The organism is Streptomyces katrae, assembly GCF_000966975.1.
Classification (GTDB): Bacteria; Actinomycetota; Actinomycetes; order Streptomycetales; family Streptomycetaceae; genus Streptomyces; species Streptomyces katrae.
In genome coordinates, this window is record NZ_JZWV01001557.1 from 1 (window position 1) to 343 (window position 343).

General features: G+C 78.4%; 1 pseudogene. It reads left to right on the forward strand.

The features are described from left to right. Positions 1-27: 27 nt before the first annotated feature. Positions 28-343: pseudogene (locus VR44_RS39160) on the forward strand (hypothetical protein); the annotation flags it as partial.

A 343-nucleotide genomic window follows, 5' to 3' on the forward strand; every position in this document is an offset into this window, starting at 1 on the left:
CGGGTGTGAACAGCAAGGTGGGCGTGGATGAAGGCGGAAACGGTGGCGGGCGACGGCGAGACCCTTGCCCTGACCGGGCGCGAAGGGGCCGACGCGGAGGCCCGTTCCCTGGCCGGGCGGGAGCCGGGGCCCGCCGGTGCGGAGCCGGAGCCGGGTACCGGCACGGAGGGCGCGCCGGTCGCCGCCGCGGGAACGCCCGCGTACGGGGAGGGGGACACCGCCGCCCGGGAGGCCTCGGACGGCACCGACAGGCTTGCCCCGGCCGGGCAGGAGCCGGCCGGCATCGACGAGCCCGCCACCGAACGGAAGTCCGACGCAGCGGAGCCGGAGCCGGAGGCCGGTA